The organism is Pseudomonas sp. GW822-FHT06B12 (assembly GCF_058799675.1).
In genome coordinates this window covers 24,223-41,757 of the sequence record NZ_JBXALR010000007.1, presented here as the reverse complement: position 1 = coordinate 41,757, position 17,535 = coordinate 24,223, and the positions used below count along the sequence as shown (strand labels likewise).

Annotated in this window: 14 protein-coding genes; 2 read left to right on the top strand and 12 right to left on the bottom strand. The window is 59.5% G+C overall.

Going from position 1 to position 17,535, the window contains the following annotated elements:
• Nucleotides 1–19: 19 nt before the first annotated feature.
• Nucleotides 20–430, top strand: coding sequence for a pilin (locus AC1RKH_RS16995; protein WP_401122159.1), 411 nt, complete (start codon nt 20–22; stop codon nt 428–430).
• A 315-nt stretch (nt 431–745) separates the two neighbouring features.
• Nucleotides 746–1,102: a BON domain-containing protein gene (locus AC1RKH_RS16990; protein ID WP_123423625.1), complete on the top strand. Its 357-nt coding sequence runs from the start codon at nt 746–748 to the stop codon at nt 1,100–1,102.
• A gap of 165 nt (nt 1,103–1,267) precedes the next feature.
• Here AC1RKH_RS16990 and AC1RKH_RS16985 read toward each other — a convergent pair whose 3' ends face one another.
• The 12 genes from AC1RKH_RS16985 to AC1RKH_RS16930 form a co-directional block, all read right to left on the bottom strand.
• A complete protein-coding gene (locus AC1RKH_RS16985) occupies nt 1,268–1,564 on the bottom strand; it encodes a DUF2845 domain-containing protein (RefSeq protein ID WP_123423626.1) in 297 nt (98 codons plus the stop codon).
• A gap of 2 nt (nt 1,565–1,566) precedes the next feature.
• Nucleotides 1,567–4,509: a DUF748 domain-containing protein gene (locus AC1RKH_RS16980; RefSeq protein WP_493064434.1), complete on the bottom strand. Its 2,943-nt coding sequence runs from the start codon at nt 4,507–4,509 to the stop codon at nt 1,567–1,569.
• A gap of 107 nt (nt 4,510–4,616) precedes the next feature.
• A complete protein-coding gene (locus tag AC1RKH_RS16975) occupies nt 4,617–5,633 on the bottom strand; it encodes a class I SAM-dependent rRNA methyltransferase (protein WP_493064433.1) in 1,017 nt (338 codons plus the stop codon).
• Between the two features lie 175 nt (nt 5,634–5,808).
• A complete protein-coding gene (locus AC1RKH_RS16970) occupies nt 5,809–6,681 on the bottom strand; it encodes an oxygenase MpaB family protein (protein WP_493064432.1) in 873 nt (290 codons plus the stop codon).
• Nucleotides 6,682–6,743: 62 nt separating this feature from the next.
• Nucleotides 6,744–8,681 (bottom strand): acetate--CoA ligase, encoded by a 1,938-nt coding sequence (gene acs, locus AC1RKH_RS16965; RefSeq protein WP_493064431.1) that lies wholly within the window; start codon nt 8,679–8,681, stop codon nt 6,744–6,746.
• Nucleotides 8,682–8,886: 205 nt separating this feature from the next.
• On the bottom strand, nt 8,887–10,551 hold the full coding sequence (gene pgi / locus AC1RKH_RS16960; RefSeq protein WP_123423631.1) for a glucose-6-phosphate isomerase: 1,665 nt from the start codon (nt 10,549–10,551) through the stop codon (nt 8,887–8,889).
• A gap of 244 nt (nt 10,552–10,795) precedes the next feature.
• Nucleotides 10,796–11,176 carry an aspartate 1-decarboxylase gene (gene panD, locus AC1RKH_RS16955; protein ID WP_003228271.1) on the bottom strand — a complete coding sequence of 127 codons (381 nt, stop codon included), beginning with the start codon at nt 11,174–11,176 and terminating at the stop codon, nt 10,796–10,798.
• Nucleotides 11,177–11,403: 227 nt separating this feature from the next.
• The gene (panC, locus tag AC1RKH_RS16950) at nt 11,404–12,264 is read right to left on the bottom strand and encodes a pantoate--beta-alanine ligase (RefSeq protein WP_493064430.1); all 861 of its coding nucleotides are present in this window, start codon (nt 12,262–12,264) and stop codon (nt 11,404–11,406) included.
• Entirely contained in the window at nt 12,261–13,061 is an 801-nt protein-coding gene (gene panB / locus AC1RKH_RS16945) for a 3-methyl-2-oxobutanoate hydroxymethyltransferase (protein ID WP_493064429.1), read from the bottom strand. The genes panC and panB overlap by 4 nt, the downstream gene beginning before the upstream one ends.
• A gap of 392 nt (nt 13,062–13,453) precedes the next feature.
• Nucleotides 13,454–13,933 carry a 2-amino-4-hydroxy-6-hydroxymethyldihydropteridine diphosphokinase gene (gene folK, locus AC1RKH_RS16940; protein ID WP_493064428.1) on the bottom strand — a complete coding sequence of 160 codons (480 nt, stop codon included), beginning with the start codon at nt 13,931–13,933 and terminating at the stop codon, nt 13,454–13,456.
• A gap of 4 nt (nt 13,934–13,937) precedes the next feature.
• Nucleotides 13,938–15,341: a polynucleotide adenylyltransferase PcnB gene (locus AC1RKH_RS16935; RefSeq protein ID WP_493064427.1), complete on the bottom strand. Its 1,404-nt coding sequence runs from the start codon at nt 15,339–15,341 to the stop codon at nt 13,938–13,940.
• A gap of 735 nt (nt 15,342–16,076) precedes the next feature.
• Complete coding sequence (locus tag AC1RKH_RS16930) at nt 16,077–17,513, bottom strand: sigma-54-dependent transcriptional regulator (RefSeq protein WP_493064426.1); 1,437 nt, start codon at nt 17,511–17,513, stop codon at nt 16,077–16,079.
• Nucleotides 17,514–17,535 lie beyond the last annotated feature (22 nt).

Genomic DNA, 17,535 nt, shown 5'->3' with positions numbered 1-17,535 from the left:
CATGCATGGAGCCTGTTCTATGAATAATCAAAAAGGTTTTACCCTCATCGAGCTGCTGATCGTGGTGGCAATCATCGGCATTCTGGCGACGTTCGCGTTGCCGATGTATTCCAAATATCAGGCTCGGGCCAAGGTGACGGCGGGGGTGGCGGAAATTTCGGCGCTGAAGGTGCCTTTTGAAGACATCATCAATCAGGGCACTGACCCGACGCTGGCGCTGATCAACGGCACGGCAACTACCGGTAACTGCACGATCACGGCATCGGGTACTGCCGCCACCGGTGTAGGCACTATTGCCTGCACGATTCTCAATGCACCAGGACCGGTGCTCGGCAAAACCATCACACTCACGCGGTCAGCAACGACTGGCTGGAGCTGCGGGACCACGGTATTGCAGGACTACGCGCCCAAGGGTTGCACTGGCGTCTGATCTTGCATCGAAGCATCAATGCCTCGCCTCTGCGGACGCGAGGCATTTTATTGCCCGCACTTTGGTGGCCGCACGGTCATTCGAAAAAGTCCCGGCGATTCATGACCCTGAGCGTTCGATAAAAGCCGCAACTTGCATGTCAACAACGCTCGGGTCATGCATTTTGCATGATCCCGGGGGTTTTATTTTTTGATAATGTATTGATTTATAAGGTTTTAATTTGTATGCGGGAGTTGGCACAGCCTTCGCACTGTCTCTGTTAACCCTGCTGAGAAGGCATGCAGCAGACTTTCCGGAAGAACAGGAGTTACTCGTATGAAGACGTTCGCTATCGCTGCCGCAACTGCTACCGCTCTGACCCTGACCATGGCCAACGCTGCATTTGCGCAGACCACGCAAACCACTCAGTCGCCGATGGTGGTCGCTGCCGGTGAAATGACCAAGGCCGAGGAAGCTACTTCCGATACCTGGATCACCACCAAAGTGAAAAGCGATCTGGTCACCGAGAAAGGTATTCCTGGCACCGACATCAAAGTCGAAACCAACAAAGGCGTAGTTTCTCTATCGTCGAAAGTAGCCGTGACCCAATCCCAGAAAGATATGGCAGTCGCTATCACCCAGAAAATCAAAGGCGTCAAAGCCGTTTCGGCTGATGGCCTGATGACCAAGTAAGACTCAAGGCTTCTCGCCTGAATCGGGAGAAGGGAATCCAACGAACCCTGCAGAACCAATGTGGGAGCGAGCTTGCTCGCGATAGCAATTCATCATTCAACCTATATGTTGAATGTTAGTCAGCTATCGCGAGCAAGCTCGCTCCCACAATGGATAGTAGTAACTTCAGTTGCCGCGCTTGCTGGTGATTTGTACCAGGCGGTTGCCTTCAAAACGCAGGTATTGGTACATGCCGCTGTTCGGGCCGTAGGTCCATTCTTCAACCGGAAACTCTTCCCGGCGGTTGGGGCTACGTTTGTAACCCAAGGAGTCGCGTGCTACCGGTTCGCCGCATTTTTGCAGCACTTCACCGGCGCGATCACCGACGCTTATCAACTGACTGCCGCAGCGCAAGGTATCGGCCGCCGACGCCTGGCTGGCGGCAAGCGCCAGTATCAGGCCGATCAGCAATCGGTTGTTCATACTCACTCCGCGTCCAGATGCATTGGCGTGACGACCCGGCCATCGCTTTCGGCCTCACCCAGGTTAGCGTCGATGAAGTACACCCGGTCATCGGCCAACTGGGTTTTATCGACCATGTAGTCCTTGATGCTGCTGGCGCGGTCCTGACCCAGTTGGCGCAGCAGCACGTTGTCTGAAGCCCAGAACTTGATCACACCTTCGCGCAGTTTGGCGGTGCGCTCTGCTTTGCCCAGTTGCGTCCATTCGGCCGGTGGCTGGGTTTTCAGGCGTGTGCGGTAAATGGCTTCGAGCAACGGGCCTTTTTCGCTGTCCGGGACTTCCAGCAACGAGGCTTGCGCAGGGACTTTGTCGCCGCGGCGCTGGAGCATTTTGTAGTAGTTGTACTGGTATTCACGTTCCAGTCGCTGTTCGGCAATCAAGGGGCCATCGCTCTTTTCGGCGGCGGTGCCTTCGATTTCCAGGCGCAGGGTCGGACGCTCCTTGAGCGCTTTGGCCAGGGTATCGAGCGCCGACTCGGCGTTCTTGCTCAGCTCGCTTGAACCGGGGGCGAACGACACGCTGCCCAGGTCCTCGGCCCCGCCACCGCCGACCAGTCCACCAATGAACTTGAAGGGGGCCTCGGCGGCGCGCACGATCAGGTTGCGCAGGGTCTGCCAGATGATCGGCATTATGCTGAATTGCGGGTTGTTCAAATCGCCTGTTATCGGCAGATCAATGGAGATCTTGCCATCGCTGTCCTTGAGCAACGCGATGGCCAGCTTCAGCGGCAAGCTCACGGCGTCCGGGCTGTCGACTTTTTCGCCCAGTTGCAGCTGTTCCACGACCATTTTGTTTTCGGCTTTCAGTTGTCCCTTGGTGATCTGGTAGTGCAGGTCGAGATCGAGTCGGCCCTTGCGGATCCGGTAACCGGCAAACTTGCCGGAGTAGGGTGTCAGGGTGGTCAGTTCGACCCGTTTGAAACTGGTGGCGATATCCAGCGAGGCCATCGGGTCGAACGGGGTGACGCTGCCCTTGATGGTCACCGGGGCGTAGCGGTCGACCTTACCCTTGATGTCGACGGCGGCGGGTTTGACCTGGCGGCTGTCGATGGTGCCGATCTGGCCGTTGAGTTGTTGAACGGCAGTGGCGAAGTTCGGTGTCAGGCTGAAGTCGGCGAAGTTCGCCGAGCCGTCGTTGATGGCAATACCACCGATGTGGATGCCCAGTGGCTTGTCTTTGCTCGCGGCAGGTTTTGCGGCGACGGTTTTGCTGCCGCTGTCGGTCGATTGCGGGATCAGCAGGTCATTGATGTTGGTGGTGCGGTCATCATTGATCATGAAGCGCACATACGGCTGAAACAGGTTGATCTTGTCGATCGACAGGCTGTCGCCATGTTGGTAGTTCAGGCCTTCGACCACCACTTGCTGCCACTTGAGGAAGTCGCGGGTTTTCAGGGTGTCGAGGGTGTGCAGTTGATCGACCTGGGCCCTGCCGGTGACGCTGAATGCCAGTGGGTCAGTGCTTTTCAGGTCAACCGCCAAGTCGCTGCCGAGCATCCCGGAACGCAGCTCCAGACGAATGAACGGGTTGATGTAGGACTGGGCGACACGCAGGTCGATGTCCTTGGTCTGGACTTTGAGTTTGGCGCTGATCGGCGCGAGGTTGACTTCCCCGTCCGCGAGAATCTTGCCCTGCTTGCCCAGCCCGGTATCGAGTTTGAGGGAGAACGGCGAACCATTGAGGCTATCGAAGTTCTTCACGTCGACGTTCAGTGGGCCGAGTTCCAGTGCCACCGCCGGTTGCGCCTGACGGTCGGCCAGGTGCACTTGATAGTTGCGCAGCTCTACATCCTTGAGCAGTACTTGCCAGGGTTTGCTCGGTGCAGCTGGGTCGGGTTTTGGTTGCGGCGAGTCTGCGGCAGCCGGGGCCTTGGTTGACTCGGGTTTTGTGGCGGGTTTGGCCGGTTGGCTGGCGAAGAGTTTCTGCCAGTCGAGTTGGCCATCGGCTTCGCGGGTGACCCAGGTTTCGAGTTTCTGGCTGCGGATCTTGCCGACGATCACTTGTTGCTTGGCCAGATCGACCGTGGTCTCGCTGACGTCCAGGCGCTCAAGGCGCACCAGTGGCCGGCCATCCGGGGCCTTGATGGCGAAGGGTGCGATGCTCACCGAAGTGTTGTTCAGCAGCAGTTCGGTTCCCTTGTCCAGGTTGAACGTGTAATCGGTGCTCAGGTTCAGGGTGCCGTCTTCAAGAACCAGCGGTAACGCATCACGCACGTAAGGCCACCAGGACTTCATCTTGCCGTCGGTCACTTTCAGCGTGCCTTCGGAAGTGATGGGCACCAGGCTGATGTGGCCGGTCCAGTCGATCTGACCTCCGGCCGGGCCAGCAGCGACCAGGGTCATGGCGGCGTTGTCGTCGGGCAGGGTACTGAGGTTTTTCAGTTCGAAGTCGAGCTTGTCGTACAGGAATTCGATCGGCTCGCTCGGGCGCAGATCCTGGAAGTGCACGTAACCACCGGCCAGATTGATCCGGTCGATGCGCAGCGGGAAAGGTTTGGCGTTCGGGTCTGCGGGCGTCGGTTCACTGGCTGGCAACTTGAACAGTTGCGTGAGGTTCAGGCTGCCATCCTTGTTGAACAGAATCTCGGTTTTCGGCTTGTCCAGTTGCACATCGACCAGGTGCAGTGCGCGGGTCCACAGGCTGTCGACTTGCAGGTTGGCGTACAGGCGCTCGAAGGCGATCTGTTCCTTGCCCGGCTCGCCGATATTCAGGCCCCACACCGTCAGTTCAAGGCTGAAGGGATTGAGCTCGATCCGTTGAATGTGCGCCGGCACCGTCGCGTAGTTGGCCAATTGTTGATTGGCGACTCGCAAGGCGATGCCCGGCAAAATCAGAAACCCCAACAGGCTATAAAGGGCGACAGCGGTCAACAAGGCGCCGATGGCGCGAATCAATCCTTTGGGCATGTGTGGCTTCATCTATCTGGATCCGGAGTGCCTTGGAGTATGGCACGCGATTAAGGTTGCGAAGCAATCACCTGGAACAGCAATTTTCTGGTTTTTTTCGCGAGAGGTCAGAGTTGCAGGATCAGAGTTTTCAGTGGCGGCTGTTGATCCATCGACGGAAAGTCGCTGCCGGGTGTCAGCACTTTCCAGTCACGCACCGGGCGTCCGGCTTTTTCTGCGCAGCGCAGCACTTGCTCACGCCAGTCGTCCATGCTGACTTTTGCCAGGTTATTGCAGCAGATCAGCACGCCATCGTCGGCGGTGGTCAGCAGCGCCGGTTTGAGCAGGCTCTGATAGTCGCGCAACAGATCGACAGTGCCGAATGCACTCTTGGCCCAGGCCGGAGGATCGAGCAGAACCAGGTCGTATTGACGTTGTTCCAGGCGCGGATAACTGGGCAGTTTCTGTCCCCGGCGCAGGCTGATCGGCAGGCCGGCGAGTTGGCGGATGGCCGGGAAGTAATCGGACTGTACGAACTGCATGGTTGGCAGTTGCGGGTTGAGCAGACCATTCTCGCGGCCGACGGCGAGGTTGCCCTCGGCGAAATCCAGATTGCACACTTCCCGGGCTCCACCGGCCGCAGCGCTGAGGCCGACGCCGCAGGTGTAGGCGAACAGGTTCAGCACGCTTTTGTCGGCGCTGTGGTCCTTGACCCAGCCGCGGGCATTGCGCAGGTCGAGAAACAGCAGAGGGTCCTGCCCGGCGTGGCGCCCACGAACCCGGTAGTTCAGGCCCCATTCGTGGCCGACCATGTCGGCCAGCGCGGCTTCTTCGGCGCGGTAAACCGTGTCTTCGCGATCAATACGCGAGTTGCCCCGTGAGCGGTCGTTGTAGACCAGCAGGGTGTCCAGGTTGAGGCGCTGATTGATGGTCGCGTGCAACGCGAGCAAGTCATCGAGCTCCAGCGACTGGTGAAAGCTCTGGACCAGCAGCTGTGGGCCGTAACGGTCGACGGTCAGGCCGCCGGCACCTTCCTGGCTGCCATGGAACAGCCGATAGCAGTCGGTGCCTTGCGAGTGCAGCTCGGCGAGCAAGTCTTGGCGATGATCGAGGGCGGCGCACAGCGCCTGATTCAAGGAAGACATGCAAAGCGCCTTGCTGGGGAATTTGGCGCGGGAGTTTAACAGCTTGGTGCCAAACCGAGGTGCTGCTATCGCGAGCAGGCTCGCTCCCACACTGGTTTTGTGTTGTACATAAAATATACAACCAACAAAAAACTCCTGTGGGAGCGAGCCTGCTCGCGATGCTTTGAAGTTTTTTTCAAGTCGGCAGGCCCATACGACGCTTGGCCCGCTGCACTGAACCATTGCGCACCGCCCAGCGCAGCATCGGGGCACTGCGATTGACGCTGGCGCGAATCAGTTTGCGTTGCAGCGGATTCTGGCGGACACCGAGCATGTCACTGGCCCAGTCGGGCAACAGATCAATACCCGCTTGCATCATCAGCCCACCGAAGGGTCTGGCCAGACGGCTGGGTGACGGTGCAGCGAGGAGCAACCGCAGCACTTCGCGGCTGCGTTCATCGCAGAGCAGCTGTGGGCGAATTCGCTCAAGGTACTCGGCGACTTCCCGGCGTGAGTGCGGAACATCGCGAGCGCCCAGACGCTCGGCGACCAAGGCGATCTCGTCGTAGTAACGGTCCTGATCAGCGGGTGAAAGATTCGGGTTGCGGTAGCGCAAATGGGCGGCGAGGAAGTTGCTGACTTCGGCCACATGGACCCAGGTCAGCAGGTCCGGATCGCTGGCGGCGTAGGGCCGGCCATCGAGCGCGGTGCCGACCACTTGCAGGTGAATGGTGCGGACTTTTTCGATCAGCCAGTCGGCGTCCTGACGCGAGCCGAAGGTGGTACCGGAGATGAATTGCCCGGTGCGGCGCAGTCGACCGAGCATGTCTTCACGAAAGTTCGAGTGGTCCCAGACCCCGGCCAGCGCCAGCGGGTGCAAGGCTTGCAGCATCAGGGCGCTGATACCGCCGATGAGCATGCTGCTGAAGTCGCCATGCACTTGCCAGCTCACCGAGTCGGGGCCGAAGAGCCCAGGGTCGCCCTTGGGGTTTTCCAGGTCGAGCTTGCCCAGCGAAAGGCCGGACAGGCTCATGATCTGGGTTTCGATACGGCTACGGATGAATTCCATGACAACTCGGTGGCAGCAGCATTAAAAGATGCGCGGCCAGTGGCCGCGCCTGGGTTATTCAGTCATTGGTTCAAACGCTTGTCGATCAGCCCGGCGACCACGCTGGGATCGGCCAGGGTCGATGTGTCGCCGAGGCTGTCGAGTTCATTGCAGGCGATCTTGCGCAGGATCCGTCGCATGATCTTGCCCGAACGGGTTTTCGGCAAGGCCGGCGCCCATTGAATCAGATCGGGTTTGGCGAAACTGCCGATTTCCTTGCTGACGTGGGCCAGCAGTTCTTTGTGCAACGCATCGCTGGGTTCGATGCCGTTCATCGGCGTGACAAAGGCGTAGATGCCCTGGCCCTTGAGGTCGTGAGGGTAACCGACCACCGCCGCCTCGGCGATGCTGTCATGCAGTACCAGTGCGCTTTCGACTTCGGCAGTGCCGATGCGGTGTCCGGAGACGTTGATCACATCATCGATGCGTCCGGTGATCCAGTAATCGCCATCTTCATCGCGCCGCGCGCCGTCACCGGTGAAATAGTAGCCGGGATAGGGTTTGAAATAGGTGTCGACCATGCGTTGCGGGTCGCCGTAGACGCTGCGGATCTGCCCCGGCCAGCTTGATTTTATGGCGAGCACGCCACTGCCGGCGCCGCTGATTTCCTTACCGTGCTCATCGAGCAATACCGGTTGCACGCCGAACATTGGCTGGGTCGCGCAGCCGGGTTTGATCCGTTGCGCGCTGACCAGCGGGCTGAGCATGATGCCGCCGGTTTCGGTCTGCCACCAGGTGTCGACGATCGGGCAGCGCTGCTCGCCGACCGCGTTGAAATACCAGTCCCAGGCTTCCGGGTTGATCGGTTCGCCGACGCTGCCCAGCAGCCGCAAACTGGCGCGCGAGCTGTCTTTCAAGGGCTCCAGGCCTTCGCGCATCAAGGCCCGCAGGGCGGTTGGCGCAGTGTAGAAAATGTTCACCCGATGTTTGTCGATGACCTGCCAGAAGCGCGAGCTGTTCGGGTAGCTCGGCACGCCCTCGAAGATCAGCGTGGTCGCGCCGTTGGCCAGTGGCCCGTAGACGATGTAGCTGTGGCCGGTGACCCAGCCGACGTCGGCGGTGCACCAGAACACTTCGCCGTCGCGGTAATCGAACACGTACTTGAAGGTCATCGCCGCTTGCAGCAGATAGCCGCCAGTGGTGTGCAGCACGCCCTTGGGTTTACCGGTGCTGCCGGAGGTGTAAAGGATGAACAGCGGGTCTTCGGCGTCCATCGGTTCTGGCGGGCAGTCGTCGCTGACGTCGCGCAGTGCCTGGTGATACCAGAGGTCGCGACCCTCGACCCAATTGACGTCGCCCTGAGTGTGTTCGACCACTACAACAGTGCTGACGGCCGGGCAACTGAGCAGGGCTTTGTCGACGTTCTGTTTGAGCGGTACATATTTACCGCCACGTACGCCTTCATCGGCGGTAATCACGGTGCGGCAGTCCGCGTCGAGGATCCGGTCACGCAGGGAGTCGGGGGAAAACCCGCCAAAGACCACCGAGTGCACGGCGCCGATGCGCGAGCAGGCAAGCATCGCGTAGGCGGCTTCAGGGATCATTGGCATGTAGATGCACACCCGGTCGCCTTTTTTTACGCCACGGCTTTTTAGCACGTTGGCCAGGCGGCAGACGGAGTGATGGAGTTTCTGGTAGGTGATGTGCAGCGATTCGGCCGGGTCGTCGCCTTCCCAGATGATTGCGGTCTGCTCGCCGCGTTGGGCGAGGTGGCGATCGATGCAGTTATAGCTGACGTTGAGCTGGCCGCCGGCAAACCACTGTGCCGTGCCGGTTTTGATATTTGATTGCTGGACGCTTTGCCAGGGTGTCGACCAGTCGAGAAAGCGCTTGGCCTGTTCGGCCCAGAAGATGTCGGGTTGCTCGATGGATTGGCGGTACAGGCGCAGGTAGTCGTCCTGACTCAATTGTGCAGCCCGGCGGACGGCATCGGCTTTGGGGAACGTGCTGATATCGAACATGACGGTTCCTTATTCTTGTATTGCGACAAGTGATAAAGATGCGCCGAGTAGGGGGAGGGTTCAAGTCGTACAGGGGACCAATGTGGGAGCGAGCTTGCTCGCGATAGCGGTCTGACAGCCGACATTTTCCTCGAATATCAAACCGTCATCGCGAGCAAGCTCGCTCCCACAAGGTCTGTGCAGACCTGTGGGAGCAGTGATCAGATCACCCGCGGTGACGACCGCGGAAGTAGTTGATCAGGCCCTGGGTCGAAGCGTCTTCGGCCGGAGTTTCTTCGCTGCCGACCAGGCGGCTGTAGACACCTTTGCCCAGTTCTTTGCCCAGTTCCACGCCCCATTGGTCGAAGGCGTTGATGCCCCAGATCACGCTCTGCACGAACACCTTGTGTTCGTACATCGCAACCAGCGCGCCCAGACGACGCGGGCTGATGCGCTCGACCACCAGGGTGTTGCTCGGGCGGTTGCCCGGGATCACCTTGTGCGGCGCAAGCTTCTGCACCTGGTCTTCGGCTATGCCTTTTTCACGTAGCTCGGCTTCCGCCTCGGCGCGGGTCTTGCCGAGCATCAGCGCCTGGCTTTGCGACAGGCAGTTGGCGTACAGCCACTGATGGTGGTCGGCAACCGGGTTGAAGCTGACGATCGGCACAATGAAGTCAGCCGGAATCAACTGGGTGCCCTGGTGCAGCAACTGGTGATAGGCGTGTTGACCGTTGCAACCGACGCCGCCCCAGATGACCGGACCGGTATCGGTGGAAACCGGTGTGCCGTCCTGACGTACGCTCTTGCCGTTGGATTCCATGTCCAGTTGCTGCAAGTGCTTGGTGATGTTGCGCAGGTAGTGGTCGTACGGCAGGATCGCGTGGCTTTGCGCGCCCCAGAAGTTGCCGTACCAGACACCCAGCAGTGCCAGCAGCACCGGCATGTTCTGTTCGAATGGCGCGCTCTGGAAGTGCTGGTCCATGGTGTAGGCACCGGACAGCAGCTCCTTGAAGTTCGACATGCCGATGGCCAGGGCAATCGGCAAACCGATGGCCGACCACAGCGAATAGCGGCCGCCAACCCAGTCCCACATCGGGAAGATGTTCTCTTCGCGAATACCGAAAGCCACGGCCGCTGCGTTGTTGCTCGAAACGGCGATGAAGTGGCGATACAGCTCGGCTTCGGAGCCACCCTGGGCCAGGTACCAGGCGCGCGCGGCCTGGGCGTTTTTCAGGGTCTCGAGGGTGTTGAAGGATTTCGAAGAAACGATGAACAGTGTGGTTTCTGCACGAATCTTCGCCGACAGCTCGTGGAATTCACTGCCGTCGATGTTCGCCAGGTAATGGCAGCGCACGCCTTTCTGGGCGTAGGACAACAGCGCTTCGGACACCAGCTCAGGGCCGAGGAACGAACCACCGATACCGATGTTCACCACGTCGGTGATCGGCTTCTCGGTGTAACCACGCCACAGGCCATCGTGAATGCGCCCGACCAGCTCGGTGATCTGGTTCAGCACCTTGTGCACGTCAGGCATGACGTTGACGCCATTGACCGACAGCTTGTCGCCCACTGGGCGGCGCAGGGCCGTATGCAGTGCCGGGCGGCCTTCGGAGGCGTTGACGATTTCACCGCTGAACAACGCCTTGATCGCGTCCTGCAAGCCGACTTCGTTCGCCAGGCCCACCAGCAGATTGCGGGTTTCGGTGGTGATCAGGTTTTTCGAGTAATCCAGAAACAGCCCGCAGCTGCTCAGGGTGAATTGGCTGAAACGCTGCGGGTCGGCATTGAACGCTTCGCGCATGCTGAAATCCTGCATGGCTTGGCGGTGATCATTCAGCGCCTGCCAGGCTGGCAGAGCGGTAACGTCTTGAGGAGTGCGGTAGTACGCCATCGCTGCGGGTTTCCTTTTACTTGGACTGCCTTTAGGACACTGAAAAGCCCGGAATGTCCTGTTCGATGACAGACACTCTCCGGTCGAACTGCGAATAAACGATTAAATAGCGCAGGGCGATTACAGTAAACCTCGCGGTGTGATCTGTCTTGGCTTTGTCTGACCTGCGGCCGGTACTTTTTTGTACCGGCGCATCAGGTAGCCAGGCAGGCGGGTTTTCAGTGCTCAGAGTACGGGGGAAGGCTCAGGCGACCTGAACCGGGATGGCATTGCTGGTGTGGCTCAGCTCGTTGCCGGGCGCCATGTAGAGCATGCGCGGTTTGAAATTGAGCAGTTCGGCTTCGCTGTAATGAGCGTAAGCGCAGATGATCACCCGATCACCGACCTTGGCCTTGTGTGCGGCGGCGCCGTTGACCGAGATCATGCGCGAGCCTTCTTCGCCACGGATCGCATAGGTGGTGAAGCGTTCGCCGTTGTCGACGTTGTAGATCTGAATCTGTTCGTACTCGCGGATTCCGGACAGGTCCAGCCATTCGCCGTCGATGGCGCAAGAGCCTTCGTAGTCGAGCACTGCGTGGGTAACTTCGGCGCGATGCAGCTTGGCCTTGAGCATGATGGCGTGCATGAGTGTTTCCTTGGGCTGATCCGAACCGCGGCAGTTTGCCCGAAGCCTTTGAGGCCGGCAATACGGCGTGAGAAACCGACTGCAATCTACAAAACAACACCGTTCTACTGTGGGAGCGAGCTTGCTCGCGATGGCGGTCTGGCAGCCAACATCTTTGTTGAATGTTAAGCCGTCATCGTCGGATCGCCGCCCGGAGCAAGCTCGCTCCCACAGGGGGATTGCGGTGGTTATGCGGGGGCGTCGAGGTTCAGGTGCAGGTTGTCGATCAACCGGGTCGTGCCCAGGAAAGCGGCCACCAGGATCACCAGGTCACGGTCATCCGCGGTCGCTGGACGCAGGGTCAGCGCATGGCGGATTTCCAGATAATCAGGACGCAAACCAGCGGCCATGAGCTGGGTGATCTGCCGTGCCAGAAGTGCCGGGTAATCACGTTCGCCCTGTTTGATGGTCTCGGCGATTTCGCTCAGCGTGCGATACACCACGGGCGCGACGGCCCGCTGTTCTTCACTGAGGAAACCATTGCGCGAGGATAGCGCCAGGCCGTCGGCGGCCCGCACGGTCGGCTCGCCAATGATCTGGATCGGCATGTTCAGGTCATGCACCAGCGCACGAATCACCGCCAGTTGCTGGAAGTCTTTCTGGCCGAAGATCGCCAGGTCCGGCTGGACCATGTTGAACAGCTTGCTGACCACCGTCGCCACGCCTTCGAAATGCCCAGGGCGGCTGGCGCCACACAGGCCTTCAGAAAGCTGCGGAACACTGACGCGGGTCTGGCCGGCCATGCCGTCCGGGTACATTTCCTCGACTGTTGGCGCGAACAGCAGGTGACAACCGGCTTGCAGCAGTTTCTCCTGGTCGGCGGCCAGGGTCCGCGGATACTTGTCGAGGTCTTCGCCGGCACCAAATTGCAGTGGGTTGACGAAAATGCTCGCGACCACAAAATCCACCCGTTGGGTGGCCTTGGTGATCAGCGCAATGTGGCCGCTGTGCAGATTGCCCATGGTCGGCACGAAGCCGATACGTTTGCCTTCGTTGCGGGCGCGGGCTACAGCGGCACGCAGTTCGCGTACGGTTTTGACAGTGTTCATGCAGAGAATCCGTGTTCGGCGCCAGGGAAGGTCGCGGCTTTGACTTCGCTGACGTAAGCGCTCAGGGCAGCGTGAATGCTGTCTTTGCCGGCCATGAAGTTCTTCACGAACTTCGGTGCGCGGCCGGTGAGGGACAGGCCGAGCATGTCGTGCAGTACCAGCACTTGACCGTCAGTGGCATTGCCGGCACCGATGCCGATTACCGGAATCTTCACCGCTTGAGTGATTTCGTGGGCCAGCTCGCTCGGTACACACTCGAGCAGCAGCATCGCCGCGCCGGCCTGCTCCAGGGCAATCGCGTCCGCGCGCATCTGCCGAGCCTGGTTTTCATTGCGGCCCTGAACTTTATAACCGCCCAGAATGTTCACCGACTGCGGCGTCAGCCCCATGTGTGCACACACCGGGATACCACGTTCGGCCAACAGACGAATCGACTCGGCCAGCCACAGCGCGCCTTCGACCTTGACCATGTGCGCACCCGCCTGCATCAGCTGGGCACTGTTGGTCATCGTTTGCTCGAGGGTGGCATACGCCATGAACGGCAGGTCGGCGAGGATCAATGCGTCGGTGTTGCCACGCTTGACCGCGGCGACGTGGTAAGCCATTTCGGCGGTGGTCACCGGCAGGGTGCTGTCGTGTCCTTGCAACACCATGCCAAGGGAGTCGCCCACCAACAGCACTTCAACGCCCGCCTCATTGCAGGCGTGGGCAAATGTGGCGTCGTAGCAGGTCAGCATGGTGATTTTTTCACCCTTTTGCTTGAGGCTCTGCAAGGTGGTCAAGGTGATAGCTGGCATGAAAAAAATCCTCATTCAGGCGCTTGGAAAACTACTGCGAGTAACGCGCGTGATTCTTCATTTACTCAGGCGCACGGTCTTGTGTCGTGCTTGAAAAGCCTGGATTGCGCCCTGTAGTGCCGGGTTGGCGGCAGCGGGACGCCTATAGTCGTGAGGAGAACTCGGGAAGTCAATTGGATGTGTTACCGCAATGTTACGCCGTTGGTGTTACCGGCGTTACTGATGCGATTCAGCAGATTTTTGTCGGAGTGGCATGCTGCACAGTTTGTGTGCGACACAAACCAATGTGGGAGCGAGCTTGCTCGCGATAGCGGTATGACCGTCAACATTGATGTTGAAAGTGACGGCCTCTTCGCGAGCAAGCTCGCTCCCACAGGGGATCCTCATCAAGCCTAGGGGAGGCGTTCCAGCCCGACGAACGGGCAAGCAGCGAGCAGTTCGTGCAGGTGACGGCCGTCCGCCAGTTGCAGGTCAGCTGGCACCAGTTCGGCCAGCGGGTAGAGCACAAAGGCTCGGGCCTGCATGTGGTAGTGAGGGACTTTGAGGCGGGGCTCGTCGATCAGTCGATCGCCGAATAGCAGGATGTCCAGGTCCAGCGTACGCGGACCCCAGCGCTCATGGCGCTCGCGACCCTGGTCGATTTCGATGGCTTGCAGCGCATCGAGCAGCTCAAGCGGCGCAAGCGTGCTGTCGATCGCGGCCACCGCGTTGGTATAACGCGGCTGGCCCGGCAGCAAGGAATCGCTTTGATAGAAGCTCGAAACCCCGACCAGCTCTGTCCGGGGTAACTGCGCAAGTGCTGCAACGGCGCTGCGCAGTTGTTCCGCCGGGGCAGCGAGGTTGCTGCCCATGCCAATGTAGATGCGTTCCATCGACTTACTCGCCCGACACACTCGGTGCACCAGCGGCACGTTTGCGCTTGGCGCCACCGCTGCGGCGACGCTTGCGTGGCGCACCGCTGGCACCGTCGTCCTTGCCGCTGAGGTCGCGGATCATGTCGCGGCGTTCGCTTTCATTGGCGTCCTGATAATCGGTCCACCACTCGCCCAGACCGTTGGTCTGTTCGCCGGCGCTTTCACGCAGCAGCAGAAAGTCGTAACCGGCACGGAAACGCGGATTGTCCAGCAGCATGTCGGCACGTTTACCGCTGCGACGTGGCAGGCGTTCCTGCATGTCCCAGATCTCGCGGATCGGCATGGTGAAGCGTTTCGGAATCGCGATCCGCTGGCACTGCTCACTGATCAGTTCGTGAGCCGCTTCCTGCATGGCCGGAATCGGCGGCATGCCACGGTCCTGCAAACGCAGTACGCGGGCCGGCAGGGCAGGCCAGAGCAGGGCAGCGAACAGGAACGCTGGCGTCACCGGCTTGTTCTGCTTGATCCGCAGGTCGGTGTTGATCAGCGCTTCGCTGATCAAGGTGTGGGTGTAGGTCGGGTTGTGTTCCAGTGCTTCGGCGCTGGCCGGGAACAGTGGATCGAACAATTGCAGGTCGACCAGCATTTCGAAGGTGTCGGCGGCATGACCCGAAAGGAACAGCTTCAACACTTCTTCGAACAGCCGTGCCGACGGGATCTCGCGCAGCATTGGCGCCAGGCCGCGGATGGGCACTGCCGAGTGCTTCTCGATGCCGAAGTCCAGCTTGGCAGCGAAACGCACCGCGCGCAGCATCCGCACCGGGTCTTCCTGGTAGCGCTGAGTCGGATCACCGATCAGGCGGATCAGGCGATTGCGGATGTCGTGTACGCCGTTGGCGTAGTCGAGGATGCGCTCGCTGACCGGATCGTAATACAGGGCGTTGATGGTGAAGTCGCGGCGTTGCGCGTCCTCCTCCAAAGTGCCGTAAACGTTGTCGCGCAAAATGCGCCCGCTTTCGTTACGCGAGGACTGGTTGCTGTCTTCCTCTTCGTCGTTTTGCGGGTGATTGGCGCGGAAGGTCGCGACCTCAATGATTTCGCGACCAAAATGGATGTGCACCAGTTTGAATCGGCGCCCGATGATCCGCGCATTGCGAAACTCGGCGCGAACCTGTTCCGGCGTGGCGCTGGTGGCGACGTCGAAATCCTTGGGTGTGATGTTGAGCAGCATGTCGCGCACACAGCCACCGACCAGGTAAGCCTGGTAGCCGGCGTTCTGCAGGCGTTCGACGATGTTCACTGCATAACGGCTGAACTGAGCCCGTTGCAGCGAGTGTTGGCCGCTGTTGAGCACTTCAGGCGTGCTGCGAATGTGTTGCGTACGACGCAAGGGAGAACGGAATGACTGGAACAGCTTCTTCAGCATGGGATGCACTGTTTGAAGGAATGTTCGGCCAAAACGAAGAATGACCGCATGATGGGCGGGGATTCTAGCATTTAGTCGGGGGATGGTGTAGGACACAGCAGATATGAGCTGCAAGCCATAAGCTACAAGCGTAAAGCGCGGGGGAGCAGGGGGGATTCTTGAATGACAGAAACCACAAGGGGAGCCGAAGCTCCCCAAGAAGTAGTTGCGTGCTCTATTTTTATTATTGGTTTCGGGCTTCTTGTTTTTGTGTAGCGCCCTTGTCATGAAGTTTTCCTTCATGACTCTCCCAATCGGGAGTCAAGAGCAAACGGATTGCTTTGGTCGCTGTGTTGCAATGATCCAGTGATCCAACCAGTTCAGGCTCTGCCTTAGGGCAGTTTTTGTTGTTCTCGGCCTGGTTGCGGGGCAAGCCCCAAATACAACGCCTCTCCAAAAGAATCAGTTAGCTACGCCTCTCGCCGTCTTGTTTTTATTGTGCGTGAGTCGATTCGTCTTATTTTTATTGTCTTGTGCATTGCTTGTTATTGTTCTTGTACCAAACATATAGCAGGTGCCGTGCCAACTTTTACGAGGCCCAGTAAAACAAGGGGTTAGGTGCCTGAATCGCCTTTTTCAGGGCCAAAAAAAACCGGGGCTTCGTTACCGTAAGCCCCGGCTTCTGTTACGAGAACAAGCTTCGGTAACAGTTTTTTCACAATGTCATGTGTTACTCGCACATTCGACAGGTGACGTTCAGCTCTCGCTGGCTACACCGGTCTTGCGCCGCGGGATGCCCAGGCGCTGGCGGCGCTCCCACAGGCATTTGCGGCTGACCCCGAGTTTGCGAGCCAGCTCGGTTTCGGTCATGTGGTCCTGGTGTTCGAGGACGAAGTGCTGGAAGTAATCTTCCAGTGACAGGTCTTCGGTGGGTTCGTGGCTGGTGTTACCGGCACTGCCCTGTTGCGGTGCCAGGCCGATGAACTCGTCATCTTCCAGGTCACCGAGCTCGATATCGATACCCAGCAATTCGGCAGAAATCTCCGGGCTCTCACAGAGGATGACGGCGCGCTCGACGGCGTTTTCCAGTTCGCGCACGTTACCCGGCCAGGAGTAATGACGAATCGCCTGTTCGGCGTCCTGAGCGAATTTCAGGTCAGTGCGATTCACCCGGGCACTTTGGCGGGCGAGGAACGCATTGGCGATTTCGTTGACGTCTGCGCCACGCTCGCGCAGGGCCGGCAGTTTCAGGGCGATCACGTGGAGACGGTAATACAGGTCTTCACGGAACTGGCCGATCTTGGCCAGGCTTTTCAGGTCACGGTGGGTCGCGGCGATCAGACGTACGTCGACCTTTTGCGATTGCACCGAACCTACGCGGCGGATTTCGCCTTCCTGCAATACGCGCAACAAGCGCGCCTGGGCTTCAAGTGGCAGCTCGCCGATCTCATCGAGGAACAAGGTGCCGCCGTCAGCGGCTTCAACCAGCCCCGCGCGACCGGCGCTGGCGCCGGTAAACGCGCCTTTCTCGTGGCCGAACAGTTCGGACTCGATCAGGCTTTCCGGGATGGCTGCGCAGTTCACCGAAATCATCGGTGCCTTGGCGCGCTTGGACAGGTTGTGCAGGGCACGGGCCACCAGCTCTTTACCGGTGCCGGACTCGCCCTGAATCAGCACATTGGAATCGGTTGGGGCCACTTTACGGATTTTGCCGTACAGATCCTGCATCGGTGGACAGGAGCCGATGATGCCGATTTCGCCATTGCTGTTATCGACAGCGGACTTCGTCGAGCCGTTGGCTGCCTTGCCGACCGCAGGTTCACCCGCGGAGCTTTGCGCCGATTGCCGATCGCGCAGGATGCGCGCGACGGCCTGGAGCATTTCGTCGTGGTCGAAAGGCTTGGCGATGTAGTCCACCGCACCCATCTTCATCGAGTCGACCGCCGAGCGCAGGCTGGCGTAGCTGGTCATGATCAGCACCGGCGTGCCCTGGCCCAGCTTGATCAGTTCGGTGCCCGGTGCGCCAGGCAGGCGCAGGTCACTGACAATCAGGTCGAACGTGGGAATGCTGAAGCGTTCTTGTGCTTCCTGCACTGAACCGGCTTCGCTGACCTGGTACTGGTTACGTTCCAGCAGGCGGCGCAAGGCGGAGCGGATAATTGTTTCGTCTTCGACGATCAAAATGTGCGGCATTGATTCGATACTCTCGACGGTC